The 16,300-nt window shown below is 51.4% G+C and carries 12 protein-coding genes; 5 read left to right on the top strand and 7 right to left on the bottom strand.

Annotation, left to right across the window (positions count from 1 at the left end; translation table 11 throughout):
• The first annotated feature begins 33 nt into the window (after positions 1 to 33).
• The 3 genes from grpM (at position 34) to RT197_RS15310 (ending at position 4,614) form a co-directional block, all read left to right on the top strand.
• Positions 34 to 2,577, top strand: coding sequence for a glycyl radical diol dehydratase GrpM (gene grpM, locus RT197_RS15300; protein WP_312952010.1), 2,544 nt, complete (start codon positions 34 to 36; stop codon positions 2,575 to 2,577).
• Positions 2,578 to 2,678: 101 nt separating this feature from the next.
• On the top strand, positions 2,679 to 3,596 hold the full coding sequence (locus RT197_RS15305) for a glycyl-radical enzyme activating protein (RefSeq protein WP_312952011.1): 918 nt from the start codon (positions 2,679 to 2,681) through the stop codon (positions 3,594 to 3,596).
• A 115-nt stretch (positions 3,597 to 3,711) separates the two neighbouring features.
• A complete protein-coding gene (locus RT197_RS15310) occupies positions 3,712 to 4,614 on the top strand; it encodes a permease (RefSeq protein ID WP_312952012.1) in 903 nt (300 codons plus the stop codon).
• Positions 4,615 to 4,705: 91 nt separating this feature from the next.
• Here RT197_RS15310 and RT197_RS15315 read toward each other — a convergent pair whose 3' ends face one another.
• The 6 genes from RT197_RS15315 to RT197_RS15340 form a co-directional block, all read right to left on the bottom strand.
• The gene (locus RT197_RS15315; RefSeq protein WP_312952013.1) at positions 4,706 to 5,221 is read right to left on the bottom strand and encodes a BMC domain-containing protein; all 516 of its coding nucleotides are present in this window, start codon (positions 5,219 to 5,221) and stop codon (positions 4,706 to 4,708) included.
• A gap of 20 nt (positions 5,222 to 5,241) precedes the next feature.
• Entirely contained in the window at positions 5,242 to 6,423 is a 1,182-nt protein-coding gene (metK, locus tag RT197_RS15320) for a methionine adenosyltransferase (protein ID WP_312952014.1), read from the bottom strand.
• Between the two features lie 131 nt (positions 6,424 to 6,554).
• Positions 6,555 to 7,607 (bottom strand): response regulator, encoded by a 1,053-nt coding sequence (locus RT197_RS15325; RefSeq protein ID WP_312952015.1) that lies wholly within the window; start codon positions 7,605 to 7,607, stop codon positions 6,555 to 6,557.
• 2 nt (positions 7,608 to 7,609) lie between these two features.
• On the bottom strand, positions 7,610 to 8,851 hold the full coding sequence (locus RT197_RS15330) for a PocR ligand-binding domain-containing protein (protein ID WP_312952016.1): 1,242 nt from the start codon (positions 8,849 to 8,851) through the stop codon (positions 7,610 to 7,612).
• A gap of 373 nt (positions 8,852 to 9,224) precedes the next feature.
• Complete coding sequence (locus RT197_RS15335) at positions 9,225 to 10,379, bottom strand: sugar diacid recognition domain-containing protein (protein ID WP_312952017.1); 1,155 nt, start codon at positions 10,377 to 10,379, stop codon at positions 9,225 to 9,227.
• Positions 10,380 to 10,563: 184 nt separating this feature from the next.
• Positions 10,564 to 11,706, bottom strand: coding sequence for a glycerate kinase (locus tag RT197_RS15340; RefSeq protein WP_312952018.1), 1,143 nt, complete (start codon positions 11,704 to 11,706; stop codon positions 10,564 to 10,566).
• 401 nt (positions 11,707 to 12,107) lie between these two features.
• Between RT197_RS15340 and phoC the strand changes: the two genes are divergently transcribed.
• Positions 12,108 to 12,854: an acid phosphatase PhoC gene (gene phoC, locus RT197_RS15345; protein ID WP_312952019.1), complete on the top strand. Its 747-nt coding sequence runs from the start codon at positions 12,108 to 12,110 to the stop codon at positions 12,852 to 12,854.
• A gap of 143 nt (positions 12,855 to 12,997) precedes the next feature.
• Here the strand turns inward: phoC and murF are convergent, their stop codons facing one another.
• Entirely contained in the window at positions 12,998 to 14,434 is a 1,437-nt protein-coding gene (gene murF, locus RT197_RS15350) for a UDP-N-acetylmuramoyl-tripeptide--D-alanyl-D-alanine ligase (protein WP_312952020.1), read from the bottom strand.
• A gap of 159 nt (positions 14,435 to 14,593) precedes the next feature.
• On the opposite strand from murF, the gene RT197_RS15355 reads away from it, so the two are divergent.
• Positions 14,594 to 16,285, top strand: a complete 1,692-nt coding sequence (locus RT197_RS15355) for a Mur ligase (RefSeq protein WP_312952021.1) — start codon at positions 14,594 to 14,596, stop codon at positions 16,283 to 16,285.
• Positions 16,286 to 16,300: the final 15 nt, after the last annotated feature.

Consider the following 16,300-nt stretch of genomic DNA (forward strand, 5'->3'; position numbering starts at 1 on the left):
GCATCACGCCAATATCATTTCGGGAGTTATTTTATGTTAGAGAAAGGCTTTAATAATCCGACAGAACGTGTGGTAAGACTCAAAAACATGATCCTGAATGCTAAGCCCTATGTTGAATCTGAACGTGCGGTGCTGGCGACTGAGGCTTATAAAGAAAACGAACACCTTCCTGCTATTATGCGTCGGGCAAAAGTTGTTGAGAAAATCTTCAATGAATTGCCGGTAACGATTCGCCCTGATGAATTAATTGTCGGCGCAGTGACGATTAACCCGCGCTCTACCGAAATTTGCCCGGAATTCTCTTATGATTGGGTAGAAAAAGAATTTGATACGATGGAACACCGTATCGCTGACCCTTTCATCATTCCGAAAAAAACGGCAGAAGATCTGCATCAGGCATTTAAGTACTGGCCGGGAAAAACCACCAGCTCACTGGCCGCTTCCTATATGTCCGAGGCTACCAAAGAAAGTATGGGCAATGGCGTATTTACCGTCGGCAACTATTTCTACGGCGGTGTGGGCCACGTTAGCGTCGATTACGGAAAAATACTGAAAATAGGTTTTCGCGGGATTATTGATGAAGTCACTCGCGCCCTCGACAATCTGGACCGCAGCGCCCCGGACTATATTAAAAAAGAACAATTTTATCATGCGGTGATCCTAAGCTATCAGGCGGCTATCAACTTCGCGCATCGCTATGCGCAGGAAGCGACACGTCTGGCCCGCGAAGAGCGCGATCCCACTCGTCAGCGCGAGCTGGAACACATCGCGCAAAACTGTACCCGTGTACCGGAACAGGGCGCGACGAACTTTTGGGAAGCGTGCCAGACCTTCTGGTTCATCCAGAGCATGTTGCAAATTGAATCAAGCGGCCATTCTATTTCTCCCGGACGCTTTGACCAGTATATGTATCCTTATCTGGCAGCCGATAAAACCATCGATCGGGATTTTGCTCAGGAACTGGTGGACTGCTGCTGGATCAAGCTCAACGATATCAACAAAACGCGGGATGAAGTGTCTGCCCAGGCCTTCGCCGGATATGCCGTGTTCCAGAACCTGTGCGTTGGCGGGCAAACGGAAGACGGTCGTGACGCCACCAATCCGCTGACTTATATGTGTATGGAGGCCACCGCGCACGTTCGCCTGCCGCAGCCGTCCTTCTCTATTCGTGTCTGGCAGGGCACGCCGGATGAGTTTCTGTTCCGCGCCTGCGAACTGGTGCGCCTCGGACTCGGCGTACCGGCGATGTATAACGATGAAGTGATTATTCCGGCGCTACAAAACCGCGGCGTCTCGCTGCGTGATGCGCGTGACTATTGCATCATCGGCTGCGTAGAGCCACAGGCTCCGCATCGTACTGAAGGCTGGCATGACGCAGCGTTCTTTAACGTGGCAAAAGTGCTGGAAATCACGCTCAACAATGGCCGTTCCGGGAATAAACAGCTCGGCCTGATGACCGGGGAATTAACCCAATATACCGGCCTTGATGACTTCTACAGCGCCTTTAAAAAACAGATGGCGCACTTTGTTCACCAGTTGGTTGAAGCCTGTAACAGCGTGGATATCGCCCACGGCGAACGCTGCCCGCTGCCGTTCCTGTCTGCGATGGTGGATGACTGCATCGGTCGCGGAAAATCGCTTCAGGAAGGGGGCGCAATCTATAACTTTACCGGGCCGCAGGCATTTGGTATTGCCGACACCGGTGACTCCGTTTACGCCATTCAAAAACAGATTTTTGAAGACCGCAAGCTGACGTTGCAGGAGCTTAAGAGCGCCCTGGACGCCAATTTTGGCTATCCGGTAGGCGGCAACGCGCACGGCGCGCCCGCGAAGTCTTCGCTCGGCGAGCAGGAAATTTATGCCATCGTGAAACGCATCATTGAGCGCGATGGCTCGCTGGATCCGGCGGCGATTAAAAATGAAGTTTATCGTCAGCTATCCGACACCCGCCCGGCACAGTCAGGCAATGCCTCCCGCTTCGAAGAGATCCGCCATATTCTGGAGAATACGCCGTGCTTCGGTAACGATATTGATGAAGTGGATCTCGTCGCCCGCCAGTGTGCCCTGATTTACTGTCAGGAAGTGGAAAAATACACTAACCCACGCGGCGGACGTTTCCAGGCAGGAATTTATCCTGTTTCCGCTAACGTCCTGTTTGGTAAAGACGTTAGCGCCCTGCCGGATGGCCGTCTGGCAAAAGAACCGCTGGCCGACGGCGTCTCTCCTCGTCAGGGCAAGGATACCCTTGGTCCAACAGCCGCCGCCAACTCAGTCGCCAAACTGGATCACTTTATTGCCTCCAACGGCACGTTATATAACCAGAAATTCCTGCCTTCTTCGCTGGCGGGGGAAAAAGGATTGCATCACTTCGGCGGCCTGGTGCGTAACTATTTCGACAAGAAAGGGATGCACGTCCAGTTCAACGTTATCGACCGGAACACGCTGCTGGAAGCGCAGAAAAATCCGCAGCAGCATCAGGATCTGGTGGTTCGCGTGGCTGGTTACAGCGCGCAGTTCGTGGTGCTGGCGAAAGAAGTCCAGGACGATATTATCAGCCGTACTGAACAACAATTCTGATTTATCCAGCCTGCCAGGCCATGGTTTTCCATGGCCTTTTTTAAAGCCGATTTCGGCGGCTGACTCGATTTTGGTACGCCGCCTTTATAACGAGTAATGTTATGAATAGAGTCGAATACGATACGGAAGGCGTTTTATTCAATATTCAACGCTATTCCCTGCACGACGGGCCTGGGATCCGCACGATTCCTTTTTTTAAGGGCTGCCCACTGGCCTGTAAATGGTGCAGTAATCCCGAATCACAGCGCCCGCAGCCAGAATTAATTTATAAAAAGAATGATTGTATCCGCTGTGGAAAATGTATTGAGGTATGCCCACAGAACGCGCTCTCTCCGTCAAATCCGTCTTTTGTCGATCGCAGTCGTTGTGTGCAATGCGGCGAGTGTACAAAAGTCTGCCCGACGCAGGCGCTGGAAATGAAAGGCAAACGGATGACGGTAAATGACGTTATTCGTGAATTACAAAAAGAAGAAAACCTGTTTCGTCGATCCGGCGGCGGCGTGACGTTATCGGGAGGCGAGCCGCTGGCACAGCCGGAGTTCGCCCGCGAGCTGCTGAAAGCCTGTAAAGCAAAAGGCTGGCATACCGCGATTGAAACCACCGGATTTACCACGAAGGAAGTGATAGAAGATGTTTTTCCGTGGATCGATCTGGCGTTAACCGACATTAAAGCTATTAACCCTTCGGTTCATGAACAGAACACCGGCGTTAATAACAGTCGCATTCTGGAAAATCTGCTGCGAATTTCATTTATTACCAAAGTCATTGTACGTATTCCGCTGGTGCCGGGCGTAAATGATAATGAGGAGGAGATCCGCAGCATCGCTGAGTTCGCCAAATTGATGTCGGGTGTCGATACGATTCACTTACTGCCCTACCATACGTTCGGTGAAAATAAATATAACCTGCTCGGCAGGATTTATCCGATGGGGAATACGCCATCATTAGCAGAAAATAAAATCGAAAATCTGAAAAAAATGATTGAATCGATGGGTTTTCATTGTCATATCGGCGGCTAATCCTTTCCCGGAATACAATCATTCCGGGATGCCATTAAAAAAATAATACGCAATCCATCTGCAATAACATTTTACTGCATCTTACTTATACCCTATATTACCGAGGTTATTATATATGACTGGATTAGATATACTCATCGCCTTTGGCGGCGGTATTTTTGGTGCGTCTATAGGCGCACTGGCAGCCTTCGAATTTGTCGGATTGCTGGTGATTGCCATGACGGTGGCACAAATTACCACTGGCAGCGCCTCTCATTTTATTGAATTCCCTTTTGGCATGTTTGGCCCCCACACCGGAGGCTTCGCTGCGGGCGTCGCCGCGACCGCCTGGGCCGCGAAACGAGGAAAACTGGCTTCCGGGCGTGATATCACGGCGGGTCTTAGCGGGCTGGGAGCCAGTGATGTCCTGCTGGTCGGCGGAGTCTTTGGCGCGCTGGGTTATATTATTGCCTGGGGACTGAATCAATTTGCCCTTCCTTCAGGTGCGGCCTGGACGGATACCGTGGCATTAACGGTGGTTATCTCCGGGATCATTACCCGTTTTGCGTTCGGCAAAACCGGCCTGCTGGGAAAACCCGACGCAGGCATTCGTCGCTGCTATCCCCCGCAGGATAAATGCTGGATGCCCTACCACAGCCGCATTCCCCAGTTGTCCGTGCTCGGTCTGGGAATCGGATTACTGGCGGGCTATCTGGGTATCACATTCGGAGCCAATGGCGCGCTGCTGGCCTTCGGGATCTCAGCCGCCTCGCTGATTTTTCTTCATTTTAATACGCAGGTTCCGGTCTCTCACCATATCGCGCTCCCTGCGGCGCTTGCGGCCATTGCCTCCCACAGTCTGCTATGGGCAGCACTGACAGGCATTATCTGTGCCCTGATCGGCGAACTGGTTTCGCGCCTGTTTCTGATCCATGGCGATACCCATATCGATCCCCCGGCAATGACCATCGCCCTGATGACCAGCCTCATAAATATCCTCGCGATGATCGGTTTCTTCGCCATGGTGCCGCTGTTCTGAGAGCAACGCCAGCGAGCTATCGCTGGCGTGCCTGATTGATTGACAAAAAAACCGCCTGATGAAGCGAGGCGGCATAATAAAAAGAAGAGGTTTATCGGCGGGTATTTTTCGCACGCGGGCGGGTTGTTTTGTTTTCGCCTGGCTCGCTATCAGCGCTTTTTTCTTCCGCCAGCGCCAGGGATAACGCTTCAGGCGCGTCGGAAGGACGTTCTTCCGCCAGCGTCAGGCAAGAGGACGTTTCCACGTCGGGTTCCAGATTCCGTACCGAGATCAGGCTCTCGTTATCCTCTGGGACAACGTCTGGCTCCTGCTTTTCGGGGCCATGATTTTCTTCTGATTTCAGCATGTTATCGATACCGGATGCCGTGCGCGCAATCACTTTCCAGGCAAAGACCTCACCAATTTTGCTGGCTGATGCCACTCCTGCCGCCACGGCAGCATTAATTGCGCCCACTTCTCCGGTCAACTTCACGGTGACTAACCCGCCGCCTTTACTCAGTTCGTATCCTGTTAATTCGACATTAGCGGATTTCAGGGCGGCATCCGCCGCTTCTACCGCTACCGCCAGGCCGACGGTTTCAATCAAGCCCAAACTCTGCCCGGACATATATTTCTCCTGTTGTGCATTTAAAAGTGATTCGTATGATGATCAACATGACGGTAGCCCGCCGCGTCCTGCAACAGAGCCGCCTTATCGGTGTTTTCCCAGGGGAAAATATCGCGACCAAAATGACCGTAACACGCCGTCTGACGATAGCGTGGTGCGAGCAGATCGAGCTGTTTAATAATGCCGTAAACGCGTAAATCAAAATGGCGGGACACCAGCGCTACCAGTTGCTGCTGATCGAGCCTGCCGGTGCCAAAGGTATTGATGCGAAGCGATACCGGTTCAGGAACGCCAATAGCCCAGGCAAGCTGGACTTCACAGCGTGTCGCCAGCCCGGCGGCCACGATATTTTTGGCCACATAGCGCGCTGCGTAAGCGGCAGAACGATCGACTTTAGTGGGATCTTTTCCCGAGAACGCACCGCCGCCGTGACAGGCTGCGCCGCCGTAAGTATCGACAATAATTTTTCGCCCGGTCAGGCCACAATCTGCCGCAGGCCCGCCGTGAATAAACGGGCCAGCCGGATTAATCAAAAAGCGTGTTGCCCCGGTCAGCCATCGCGCGGGAAGGACAGGTTTGATAATCTCTTCGATCACGGCTTCGCGTAAGTGCGCCAGCGATACATCGGGGTAATGCTGCGTGGACAGCACCACGGTATCTGCGTTAAGGATCTGGCCTTCCCGATAATGCAATGTGACCTGACTTTTGGCATCCGGCAGCAGCCAGCTGAGGCGCTCCGTTTTACGCAACAGCGCCTGGCGCTCCATCAGCCGGTGGGCATACAGCAGCGCGGCAGGCATCAGTTGGGGCGTTTCATTACAGGCATAGCCAAAAGTGATCCCCTGATCGCCAGCACCGATCAGCGCCGGGTCTGCGGCGCGTATGCCGTTTGCGATATCAGGCGACTGTTTGCCAACCATGCTGATCACCGCACAGGTAGCGGCATCAAAGCCTTTCAGAGAATGGTCATAGCCGATGGATTTAATCGTGGTCCGTACCACATGCTCAATATCAATATTCGCGTCAGAGGTAATTTCTCCGGCCACGACAACCGCGCCCGTTTTCAGTAAACATTCACAGGCCACTTTGGCAGCGGGATCTTTTAATAAATAAGCATCCAGAATCGCGTCAGAAATCTGATCGGCCATTTTATCAGGATGCCCTTCGGCAACGGATTCAGAGGTAAAAAGATAGTCTTCCACGGCTGGGCCACTTTATTAAGAGAGTATTTCATCTTAACGGCCCGGCACCGATGGAAGAGTACATAATCTTGCGGGTATAGCGCACTTTCTTGCGCTGACGAGAATGGCAGTGCAAAAAATTTTCTTCCGGTTCAGCAGCTTTCCCCGGAGACAATTCGACGATAATCGGACGGCGCGATCCCCGTCTCTTTCTTGAAAATGCGACAAAAATAGTTGGCATCCTGCCAGGAAAGTTCCAGCGCTATCGTATTCACTTTTAAGTCGCTGAATTGCAGTAATGATTTGGCAAGCGTGATTTTTCGGGTCGTAATATAGTTAGAAAAACCGGCTCCGGTACTCTTTTTAAAAGCGCGGCTTAAATAACACGGACTGACAAACGCTTTGCCCGCAATGTCATCCAGCGTAATATTCCTGAGGATATTGTTCTCGATATGAAACTGCGCCCTGGCAACAAAATCCATATTATTATTAACGCTTTTCACGATTAACTCAAAAATAGCCTGACTGACGTCGAGCAGTTGATTCATCAGTCGCCAATAATTATGGGGAGTCACACCCTGCTGATGGATCGTCTGAACGATAGCGGCGATATTATTGCGGCAGGGCACAAATTTTTCACCAAGGCTTGCCAGATGCTGCTGGGTTAATTCAAGAACATCAATTATTGCTGTTGGACGCTCATCACTGCACGCGTGTCCTGAGCAGGTCGCATCCAGCACGCTGAATAAAAAGGTATGCCAGCCCGGATAATCGCAGCGGTTAATCAGGGCGCTAATGTTTTGCCTTAACTCGCGCGTCTCGCTGGCTTTACCTTCATCCACCTGAAGCGTTTTAAGGATCGTTTCCGTTAGTGTGCTTTGTTTGACCGGTTTCAACAGATAATCATCAACCCTGAGACTGAGCATTTGCCGCACGATATTAAAATCATCATTGGCTGTGGTTACGATGACCTTAGTGTCGGTGTTTTTCTGTTTGAGATATTCAATAACCTGATTGCCGTTCGGCAATGGAATGTTAATATCTACAAACATCATGTCTATTTTGGCTATATTATCAATAAGTTGAATCGCCCTGTTGCCGGTTGGCGCTTCATGAATCACGGCATTTTCAACGCAGCGGGAAACAATCCGTTTTAACGACTCCAGCTCAATCGACTCATCTTCTACAATAACAATATTATACATTCTTATACTCCGGTATCTGGCGGTAACAGAGGAAATCGCATTTTTATCGTTGTGCCGAGCATCGGCTTATGAGGACTGGAAATTTGTAAACCATAATTTTCACCAAAAAGAAGCTGAAGGCGATTTTTAATATTATGGATACCTATCCCTCCCTTCTGACGGTTCTGGCTTCCTGACAGGATATGCTCTATTCCTTCAGCAGAAATGCCATCACCGTTATCGGTAATTTCTATAATCACATCCTTACCGTCATCCGTGGCACGCATGAAAATATGGCTTTTGGTTTCTCTTGGTTCTACAACATAGTTAAAAAAATTCTCCACCAGCGGCTGGAGAATCAAAAAAGGGCAGACGACGTTATTGTATTTCTCTGGTATATGACAAACATAATCAAAGCGGTCATTCATTCTGACTTTCTGAATAGCCATATAGCAATTGACATAATTTAATTCCTGTCCAAGGGTAATTAAGCCATTATTATTTTTGCGCAGCAGATATCGCATCATGTCTGAGAAATCATGCACCATGGTTTCAGTTCGGCTGGCATCTTCAAGAAATGCCAGGCGGCCAATGGTATTCAGAACGTTAAACAGGAAATGGGGACTAATCTGGTAAGAAAGCGCTTTGAATTCCGCCTCGTGCAATGAGCGCTCAATCTCAACGCGTTTACGCAATTCATTGGTTAATTCAAGATCTTTTTGCCGTAATTCACGCTGAATATTGTTAGCGTAAGCCTGTTCAACAAGATAAGAGGCTACATGAAGCAAGGTATTAGCGGTGGATTCAAATCGTTCATAAGGCATACGCTGCGACGAGTGATGCAACTCTGTAAGCCACGGATTTTCCTGCCAAAGCTGGTTATTGTCGAGGATATAGGGAATACATTGCTCTTTTTCTTCTTCAACTTTCACCTGCCCGGAGATAAAAGCACCGAGGTAATGATCGTTAATCATGATGGGAACGGCAAATTCAACAAACCCGCAGTAGCAGCGATACACTACCGGTTTTCCGGCCCGCATTGCCGCCTCACCGCCCGCGCTATCACTTTCGTAACAGTGCCGGGCCAGTGACGCATTCATTCTGGAACGGGCGCAAAAATCTGAAAAACCGCTCGGGCGGGTGATGGGGACTCCTTCCTGATCCACCACCACCAGCGCAATCATCATTGACTGGCTAAAATTGTCCTGTAACGTTTGCAGACGATCGACATCAAGGAATTCATGCAATTTATATTTTGTATTCATGATGTCCGCCTGTTTACCTTGTTAAGGAGAAAATCATACCCGACCTATAATCTTAAAGTTATGAAACCGCTCACAAAGCCAAATTTAATTGTTATCATCTTGTAAAGATAAATGATTATATGTTTTATATTTGTTTTAGAAAAACAGCACCGTGATAATGACCGTAAAATCACCTACAGCTATTATTTAGAATAATATTATGTGTCAGGCTAAAGATTATTTACTGCCTTAGCGTCAGAAATGCTGGCACGTCATTCAGAAACTATCTGGCGAAAATAGCGATGTTCCGCTTTATGCTCCGCCAGAACATTCAGATGAGAGATCGCTGTTAATATAAAAAGGCGGGTTTTGGCATTTCTGCCATGTTCTGCTCTTACCCCTCATCCAGTTGAACAGCGACATACAGCAAAAACCGGTCGTCATAATTTGCGAGGTTAAGATCGGTCAGTTGCGCGATGCGGTGCAGCCGATAATCCAGCGTGTTTTTATGGATAAAAAGCGCCTTCGCGGTGGGAGTGGGCTGCTGATTATGCCGAAACCAGGCGTGGAGGGTTTTAAGTAATACGCCGTTGCTGTCCAACGATCGCAGGCGTTGAATGGGGCGGAGCAGTTCGGCGGCCTGCCATCCTCCGCGCAGGCCATCGAGCAGAACGGGCAGTTTGATATCCTGCCAGTAGTAGCAATGTTCTTCGGGCATCCGCTGCTTGCCGACTTTCATTGTGGTTTGTGCAGTACAATAAGAGCGGGCTTCGCTGCCCTCACCGGGAAAATAATTACCCAGCGCAAATCTGACCTTTAAAGGGCAGTTTTGCCGTAAATGCTGGTAGAGCTGTTCCATCGCCCGCTTATGGCTTTCAGGCTCCCAGTCGCCCGCCTGCACGCTCACTTCCCGCAGGACAACCATCTGCGTCAGGGAGACAATGGCCAGAAGATCGTCTTTTCCGGTCTCCGTCAGCAGCGTCTGAAGACGCTGTAACTCAGCCATCGCCGTGTGAATGCCGAGCTGCCCGCTGTCGATTTCGACGATCATCGCAACCCGTGGCTGGGCAAGGTTGATCCCCAGACGCTGCGCCCACTCCTGAAGCGAGTCGGGACCGGTTTGATGGCGGATCAGGTTCAGCACCAGTTCTTCACGCAGGCGGCTTTGCTGTACCAGGAGCTGGGATAACCAGGCCTGCTCCAGCATCATCTCCGCCGTCATGCGCACCAGCTCGCCGAACTGGGCCAGTCGCGCAGGCTCTCCGGTCAGACCGATAGCGCCAACGATATGATTATTCATTCTCAGCGGAAGATTTATCCCTGGTTTGACGCTGCGCAAAGAATGCGTTGAGGCTTTATCAATTGTGACCACCCGTTCCTGGGTTAGCGCCAGCAACGCACCTTCATGAATATCACCAATACGTTCAGGCTCACCGCTACCAATAATGATCCCCCGCGCGTCCATTACGTTGACATTACAATCAATAATACTCATTGTTCGACTAACAATAGAGCGGGCAAGAGTAGTATCAAAATTATAGGTTGCCATAATAATCCCTGAGCGCGAGCACTTAACTATCGCAAAATAACGTAATAAAGAGAGTAATCTGGAATATTATATCGCAACCAGTAAAATAATATTCTGCATAAAATGCGGAAGTTTTTATTAGCAAAGATATTATCCGTAATGCTCTGACGGATAATATCTTGTAGAAGATTCACCTGAAAAAAGATTACCGTGATGAATGAATCAGCCGCGCAATATTCTCACAGGTTCGCTGCATATTTAACGGGCCGTTACTGAGAAGTTCCTCAATGCCGCTGGCCTGCGGAATAATGCCAAAGATGGCATGAATGCCTTCCTGATAAAGAATGTCGATCCCGTCGCCAATGGAGCCTGCCACCGCAATCACCGGGACGTGATTTTCCAGCGCGGTACGGGCCACGCCCTGGGGGATTTTGCCAAACTGAGTCTGCGAATCAATCCGGCCTTCGCCGGTAAAGCAATACTGAGCGCCAGCCAGCTTTTCCCGCAAGCAACTGTATTCAATCACAATATCGACCCCCTTACGCAACTGGCAGGCCGTAAATGCCAGCAGGCCAGCGCCCAGTCCGCCTGCGGCACCCGCGCCGGGAATGTGGCCGACATCTTTATCGAGGGTACGGCGGATTTCGGCGGCGTAGTGTGCAAGCGCGGCATCCAGCCGATCGACCATCGCCGGGGTTGCCCCCTTCTGCGGACCAAAAACGGCGGATGCCCCCTGGGGACCACATAAAGGATTGGTGACGTCGCAGGCGACCTGAATGTCAATCTTCGCCAGTCGGCTGTCGAGGCCGGAGACATCTATACGCTGTAGCTGCGCCAGCGCGCCGCCGCCCCTGGGAAGCGCCTCCCCTGTGGCGTCATAAAAACGAACGCCCAGCGCTTCCGCCATTCCCGCTCCGCCATCATTGGTCGCGCTGCCGCCAATACCAAGAATGAGCTTTTTAATATTTTTATCCAGACAGGCGCGAATAAGCTCCCCGGTTCCATAGGTAGTGGTGATAAGCGGATTACGGTCTTCGCGGCGGATATGCTGAATACCGCTCGCAGAAGCCATTTCAATGACCGCCGTTTCTCCATCGCCCATAATGCCGTAGCAGGCGTCAACCGGCTCTCCCAGCGGGCCGGTCACCGTCAGAGAAAATAATTCTCCACCGCTGGCGTCAATCAGCGACTGCGTGGTGCCTTCGCCGCCGTCCGCCATCGGGACATGAATATAACGCGCGTCAGGAAAGACTTTTTTAAGTCCCTTTTCCATAGCCACGCAAACTTCTTTCGCGGTCATACTTTCTTTGAAAGAGTCAGGTGCAAGGACAAACGTCTGAATAGTCATTATTGCCAATTTCCTTTTTATAAAATAGCGCCCTGAATTAACGTGGCAACAAGGATGTTGCGTTTTTTAATAACCCATACAATAGTGATAAATATGCCAACTGTTTAATCACGCCTGACATAATGGTCATGACGAGAAGATCATTATATTAAGAAGAAATACGCTAACCTATGTGTCGCAACCCAAAGCGCTGGGTAATTATCCAGGCGTTTTTGTGTTGCCGTACAAGGTAGTGAGAGTTAAATCACAGGTCTGGGGGACGTCCCTTTTAATAATCACTTCATACCGTTAAAGCAAATGTTACACTTTTGTTTCAAACGAGATCGCAGTCACAGCCCTTTTCAGGCATATATCGTATAATTTTCATGCGTATAAACGCCCATAAAAGGTGAGGATTGACCATGAAAAAAGCACTATTGTCATTATGCATTACTTTATTATCATTCAATGCCTTTGCAGCGGATCCCCAGGGTAATGACGTTACGACGAAACCTGACCTGTATTATCTGAAAAACGATCAGGCTATTAATAGCCTCGATTTATTACCGCCGCCGCCGGAAGTGGGCAGCATTCTGTTTATGAACGATCAGGCGATGTATGAGAAAGGCCGTATGCTGCGCAATACTGAACGCGGCAAGCAGGCTGCGGCGGATGCCGATCTTGCCGCCGGTGGCGTGGCAAATGCCTTTTCTGAAGCCTTCGGTCATCCGATTACACAGAAAGACTCTCCCGAAATTTATAAGCTGTTAACCAATATGATTGAAGATGCGGGCGATCTGGCGACCCGAGGCGCGAAAGAAAAATATATGCGAATCAGACCGTTCGCTTTTTATGGCGTCCCGACCTGTAACACGAAAGAGCAGGATAAGCTGTCCACCAATGGCTCTTATCCTTCAGGGCATACTTCCATTGGCTGGGCAACCGCGCTGGTGCTGACGGAAATCAATCCTACCGATCAGGATAAAATCCTGAAGCGTGGTTTTGAATTGGGTCAGAGCCGGGTAATTTGCGGCTACCACTGGCAGAGCGATGTCGATGCCGCGCGAATTGTGGGTTCGGCAATTGTCGCCACGCTCCATTCCAACCCGCAGTTCCAGCAGCAGCTACAGAAAGCAAAAGATGAGTTTGTGAATCTGGAAAAGGAATAACGCCGTATTGATAAATCCGGCATTAATGCGGGTCAGGAACGGAAAGCCGGGGTGAGGGGCTTCGGGGACATCCTCTCTCCCTCTCCCTGACCCTCTCCCCAGGGAGAGGGAACTGTCCGGCGTTATTATTGAATTGGTGAATCTCACGCAGGCCGGGAACCGGGCTGATTCTGCGCCACAATCCAGTCAACCAGTTGATGAATATTCGCGCTGTGCGATCCCTTCATTAATAGCCGATCGCCGGAACGTAGCTGGCTTAATAATTCTGCCTTCAGCGCGTCAATGCTGTCAAAATAACGTCCCTTTTTATTATCATTTAACGCCTGCCAGCAGGCGCGATAACTTTCTCCAACCATATATACCCGATCGATATTGCTGTCATTTATGACTGGCGCCAGCGCGGTGTGATAATTCACCGCCTCAGAGCCTAAATCGGCCATTTCGCCTAAAATGGCGAGCCGCCGCCCCGCCGGGCGCGCATCGCTTAAGCTCGCCAGCGCCGCGTTCATCGAACCGGGATTCGCATTATAGGCATCATCAATCAGCGTAAAGGCGCAACCGTTAATCTCCACCGCGATCTCCCTGCCCCGCCCGGCCAGCGGCATGAAAGATGTCAGCATCTCAATTGCCGGGGTCAGCGGATAGTGCAAAACGGATACCGCCGTCAGCACCGCCAGGCTATTAATCGCCATATGTTCGCCCGCCGCCGCCAGTGTATAATTTAGCGTTTGCCCGCCGATCTGCGCCTGCACCTGATGCCCGTCGGCGTCATAGTGCAGCAGACGACTGTCGCTTTCAGGATGACAACCATAAGTCATAATGATGAGTTTGCGGCGCAGCGCTTCGTCGCGCACCGTTTCAAACTCTGCCATATCGCGGTTGAGGATCGCCGTAGCGCCCGCCGCCATTCCCCAAAAAATCGCGCTTTTCGTTACCGCAATATCGCGCAGGGTATGTTTTTCGCCGAGGTGCGCGGGCTGAATATTGGTAAAAACCGCTACCTGCGGACGCGCCATCCGTGCGCTGACGCCCATACGACCAATCGCCATCTCAATCACCACGTTTGGCGTATCCCACGCGATGGACGCCAGATTCCACGCCACGCCGCGCGGTAGATTGGCATTATGCGCACTTTGCCCGACGGCTCCCCACGCGGAAAGCGCCCTGGCCAGCATTGCCACACAGGTGGTTTTCCCCGCGCTACCGGTCACGCCAATGACGTTGCCGCGCAGGCGATCGCGCGCATAGCGCCCCATTGCCAGCAGCGCCTCTGTACCGTCGGCGACCTGAAAGACAGGAATATCCGGCTGCTTAATTTGCTGCGGATCGGTAGTGATAATACAGGCAGGCGGCACGGCCATTCTGGCCACCACGCTCGCCAGCATACCGCAATTGTCGGTAGCCGAGCGCACGAGAGCCATATTGCCGGGCTGCATGGCAGGCGCAAAAATAGACAGCCCGGTGGCCGCCCATCCCGGTGACGGTGGACGAAACCAGCTACCAGCGGTTGCCTGTTCAACATCCTTTGCGGTCCAGAAAGCGGGAAGTTCCTCTGCCGCCTGCGTCATTTGCTCGCCCACGCTGTCTCCTTTTTGTCCACGCTATTAATTAGTCACATGAATCATATACTTTCCACCCTGAGGATAGCCAACCGACGCGGCGGCATATTTCAATAATATTAATCTGTGCTATAAAACCCGCCTGTGCCGCTGAACCTCGCAAAGGATGCAGGAGTAACCATGTCACTTAGTCATTTACTGGCGCGCCTGCGCCCCGCCGCCGAACAGCTCGCTATCCCGCCGCTCCCTGAAACGCATCCGGGGCAGGTGATTTTTTTCAGTCTCTGCGACGGTAAAACGCGTGCCTGGACGCACATTGCGCACGGCGCGACGTTCGATTTAGCGTGGCAAGCCGGAGCGCAGGCACTCCAGCGCTGGCAAAAAAAACAGCCGCGTGAACCTGTCTGGCTGCGGGTAGACAGGGTAAATCAGGTCGAAGCGCTGCGCTGGGATGTCCTGCAAAGCAAGCTTGGCAAAACCAAACGTAACTATTTCCGTTTTGGGCTGAGTTTTGACCCGTCGTTTACCCACGCCATTCTTGAACAGGAAATTGCCGCCGGGGCGCTGATGTATATCGGCACGGAAGGCGTCGCCACGCCCAATGCGGTTAATCTGACGTCCTTTTCCCGGCGGCGTTTTAACCATGAACTGGCCTGGCCGCAGAACGCGGACCAGCTTATCTGGCGCTTCACCACCCGTGCGGTTTTTACCGAAGGTGAAGACGCGTTACTGATTGAATCGACAGGCAAAAATTCCGGCTACCGGCAGCTTACCCGCTGGCAGGATCAGGCGCTGGAAAAGATGATCCACAGCAGCACCGATTATCTGGCGCGTCAGGTGAAAAAATCGGGTCGCTATGATTACGGCTGGTTCCCCTGTTTTGACCGCGCCATTCCGACCTACAACGCCCTGCGTCATGCCAGCTCGACCTACGCACTGCTGGAAGGGTGGGAAGAAACCGGCGATCCGGCGCATTTTGCCGCGATCGTCCGGGCGCTGGACGATCTCTCCACCCACTTGATTAAGTCTTACGATCTGCCGGACGGCAGTAAAGCCGATTTTCTGGTGGATACCGGTGACGAAATCAAACTCGGCGGCAACGCGGTCGCCATCCTGGCAATGACGCAATACACCGCCCTGACCGGAGATCACCGTTTTCTGGCGCAAATGGAGCGCCTCGCCCACGGCATCCACTTTATGCAGAACCCGGAGACTGGCGGCTTTGTCCACGTCTTACATGCCGCCGATCTGTCTCTTAAAGCGGAACAGCGGATTATTTATTACGACGGTGAAGCCGCTTTCGCCTTAATGCGGCTGTACGGCTTAACCCGACAATCACGCTGGCTGGAGATGGTTGAACGGGCGGTGGAATATTTTATTGCGCAAAAACACTGGCAGGCACACGACCACTGGTTAAGTTATTGCATTAACGAGCTCACGCTTTATCGCCCGCTGGAGCGTTATTATCAGTTCGGGCTGGATAACGTCCGCGACCATCTTGATTTTGTGCGCAACCGTATTACCACTTACCCCACATTGCTGGAATTAATGATGGCGGCCTCACGAATGCTTACCCGTCTGGCTGATTCAGAACATAAGCACTTACTTAAAGACTTTCCGCTTAAGGACTTTTATGAGGCGCTGGAAATCCGCGCGCGCTATCTGGCAAATGGCTTTTTTTGGCCGGAGCTGGCGATGTTTTTTAAAAATCCGCCGCGCATTGTCGGCAGTTTTTTTATTCGTCATCACAGTTATCGCGTCAGGATCGACGATATTGAGCATTATCTTTCCGGCTATGTGGCTTATCACAAATACCGCCGAAACGGTTCGCCGTCATTGAACGATGCGGCAGGGCCAGATTATACTCGCTAGCTCGCCTGCCCAGAA

This window comes from Superficieibacter sp. (assembly GCF_032071645.1).
GTDB lineage: Bacteria > Pseudomonadota > Gammaproteobacteria > Enterobacterales > Enterobacteriaceae > Superficieibacter.

Bases quoted from the DNA above. Each gene is read 5' to 3' on its own strand.
- RT197_RS15330 (WP_312952016.1), bottom strand. From the start codon at position 8,851: ATGAATACAAAATATAAATTGCATGAATTCCTTGATGTCGATCGTCTG.
- RT197_RS15335 (WP_312952017.1), bottom strand. From the start codon at position 10,379: ATGGCAACCTATAATTTTGATACTACTCTTGCCCGCTCTATTGTTAGT.
- RT197_RS15325 (WP_312952015.1), bottom strand. From the start codon at position 7,607: ATGTATAATATTGTTATTGTAGAAGATGAGTCGATTGAGCTGGAGTCG.
- RT197_RS15340 (WP_312952018.1), bottom strand. From the start codon at position 11,706: ATGACTATTCAGACGTTTGTCCTTGCACCTGACTCTTTCAAAGAAAGT.
- grpM (WP_312952010.1), top strand. From the start codon at position 34: ATGTTAGAGAAAGGCTTTAATAATCCGACAGAACGTGTGGTAAGACTC.
- RT197_RS15315 (WP_312952013.1), bottom strand. From the start codon at position 5,221: ATGTCCGGGCAGAGTTTGGGCTTGATTGAAACCGTCGGCCTGGCGGTA.
- phoC (WP_312952019.1), top strand. From the start codon at position 12,108: ATGAAAAAAGCACTATTGTCATTATGCATTACTTTATTATCATTCAAT.
- RT197_RS15305 (WP_312952011.1), top strand. From the start codon at position 2,679: ATGAATAGAGTCGAATACGATACGGAAGGCGTTTTATTCAATATTCAA.
- RT197_RS15310 (WP_312952012.1), top strand. From the start codon at position 3,712: ATGACTGGATTAGATATACTCATCGCCTTTGGCGGCGGTATTTTTGGT.
- RT197_RS15355 (WP_312952021.1), top strand. From the start codon at position 14,594: ATGTCACTTAGTCATTTACTGGCGCGCCTGCGCCCCGCCGCCGAACAG.